At 47.2% G+C, this 2,737-nt stretch carries 2 protein-coding genes; both read right to left on the reverse strand.

From position 1 onward, the window contains the following. Nucleotides 1–168: 168 nt before the first annotated feature. On the reverse strand, nucleotides 169–978 hold the full coding sequence (aph(3')-Ia, locus tag ACQW03_RS26250) for an aminoglycoside O-phosphotransferase APH(3')-Ia (RefSeq protein ID WP_099588326.1): 810 nt from the start codon (nucleotides 976–978) through the stop codon (nucleotides 169–171). Between the two features lie 1,495 nt (nucleotides 979–2,473). After that, nucleotides 2,474–2,737 (reverse strand): hypothetical protein (locus ACQW03_RS26255; protein ID WP_072080553.1); only part of this gene is annotated, 264 nt, incomplete at its 5' end.

Raw genomic sequence — 2,737 nt, forward strand, 5'->3', positions numbered from 1 at the left:
TTGATCTTTTCTACGGGGTCTGACGCTCAGTGGAACGAAAACTCACGTTAAGGGATTTTGGTCATGAGATTATCAAAAAGGATCTTCACCTAGATCCTTTTAAATTAAAAATGAAGTTTTAAATCAAGCCCAATCTGAATAATGTTACAACCAATTAACCAATTCTGATTAGAAAAACTCATCGAGCATCAAATGAAACTGCAATTTATTCATATCAGGATTATCAATACCATATTTTTGAAAAAGCCGTTTCTGTAATGAAGGAGAAAACTCACCGAGGCAGTTCCATAGGATGGCAAGATCCTGGTATCGGTCTGCGATTCCGACTCGTCCAACATCAATACAACCTATTAATTTCCCCTCGTCAAAAATAAGGTTATCAAGTGAGAAATCACCATGAGTGACGACTGAATCCGGTGAGAATGGCAAAAGTTTATGCATTTCTTTCCAGACTTGTTCAACAGGCCAGCCATTACGCTCGTCATCAAAATCACTCGCATCAACCAAACCGTTATTCATTCGTGATTGCGCCTGAGCGAGACGAAATACGCGATCGCTGTTAAAAGGACAATTACAAACAGGAATCGAATGCAACCGGCGCAGGAACACTGCCAGCGCATCAACAATATTTTCACCTGAATCAGGATATTCTTCTAATACCTGGAATGCTGTTTTTCCGGGGATCGCAGTGGTGAGTAACCATGCATCATCAGGAGTACGGATAAAATGCTTGATGGTCGGAAGAGGCATAAATTCCGTCAGCCAGTTTAGTCTGACCATCTCATCTGTAACATCATTGGCAACGCTACCTTTGCCATGTTTCAGAAACAACTCTGGCGCATCGGGCTTCCCATACAAGCGATAGATTGTCGCACCTGATTGCCCGACATTATCGCGAGCCCATTTATACCCATATAAATCAGCATCCATGTTGGAATTTAATCGCGGCCTCGACGTTTCCCGTTGAATATGGCTCATAACACCCCTTGTATTACTGTTTATGTAAGCAGACAGTTTTATTGTTCATGATGATATATTTTTATCTTGTGCAATGTAACATCAGAGATTTTGAGACACGGGCCAGAGCTGCATCGCGCGTTTCGGTGATGACGGTGAAAACCTCTGACACATGCAGCTCCCGGACGTCATTGTCGATATATATGCTCTTCTAGTGCCGCAGGACGCCTGCTGCTTTATACGGGATTGAGCCTCGCCTTGTGTGCTCTTGGGATGCTGGCAGTTGCTATTTGCTCCGATCATTGGTATGAAACGGATGCACGAAAACACAGAGACCGCTGTAAAGCATTTAATACCAGAAGGGTTGATCCGGGCTTTATTTATAACAACAACAATAATCTGCCACTTCGGGCGTCCCGCTCTCGCCTTGACCGATGGGAGGGCAAACTTCTCCGCGCTAGGAACAGGAGACAATTGTTCGCCATGTCACCAGCGGACGAGTGTTCCCGCCAGTATAATTCCACTAATATGGGCCTGTGGCGGAAGTGTCACCGCCAGGGATTTGATCCTGAAATTGCTGCCTTGATTAGAAAGGGGGAAATCGAGCGATGCACTTATATCAAGTATCATTACAGTAGTGCGACTATACCTAGGAATCTCACGTTTAATATAACGAAGACTATTCGCCAGGACGAATGGCATGCTCTGCACCTCCGCAGAATGACAGCGGGGTTCATGGGTATGGCAGTAGCCATAATTCTGTTTGGATGGATCATTGGAGTGTTGGGATGTTGTTGGGACAGGGGACTCATGCAATATGTTGCCGGACTTCTGTTTCTGATGGGCGGTACGTTTTGTATCATTAGTCTTTGCACATGTGTCGCCGGGATCAACTTCGAGTTGTCTAGATACCCTAGGTACTTGTACGGCTTGCCTGACGACATTAGTCATGGATATGGCTGGTCAATGTTCTGCGCCTGGGGAGGGCTCGGATTGACCTTGATTTCCGGTTTTTTTTGTACATTGGCTCCATCTGTGCAACCTGTACCCCGAACTAATTACCCAAAAAGTCGCCCCGAGAACGGTACCGTATGTGCATGAAGAGCTATATAATCATTGTCACATGTGAGCAAAAGGCCAGCAAAAGGCCAGGAACCGTAAAAAGGCCGCGTTGCTGGCGTTTTTCCATAGGCTCCGCCCCCCTGACGAGCATCACAAAAATCGACGCTCAAGTCAGAGGTGGCGAAACCCGACAGGACTATAAAGATACCAGGCGTTTCCCCCTGGAAGCTCCCTCGTGCGCTCTCCTGTTCCGACCCTGCCGCTTACCGGATACCTGTCCGCCTTTCTCCCTTCGGGAAGCGTGGCGCTTTCTCATAGCTCACGCTGTAGGTATCTCAGTTCGGTGTAGGTCGTTCGCTCCAAGCTGGGCTGTGTGCACGAACCCCCCGTTCAGCCCGACCGCTGCGCCTTATCCGGTAACTATCGTCTTGAGTCCAACCCGGTAAGACACGACTTATCGCCACTGGCAGCAGCCACTGGTAACAGGATTAGCAGAGCGAGGTATGTAGGCGGTGCTACAGAGTTCTTGAAGTGGTGGCCTAACTACGGCTACACTAGAAGAACAGTATTTGGTATCTGCGCTCTGCTGAAGCCAGTTACCTTCGGAAAAAGAGTTGGTAGCTCTTGATCCGGCAAACAAACCACCGCTGGTAGCGGTGGTTTTTTTGTTTGCAAGCAGCAGATTACGCGCAGAAAAAAAGGATCTCAAGAAGATCCT

The organism is Paenibacillus sp. DRB1-1 (assembly GCF_052119485.1).
GTDB classification, from domain to species: Bacteria; Bacillota; Bacilli; order Paenibacillales; family Paenibacillaceae; genus Paenibacillus; species Paenibacillus polymyxa_B.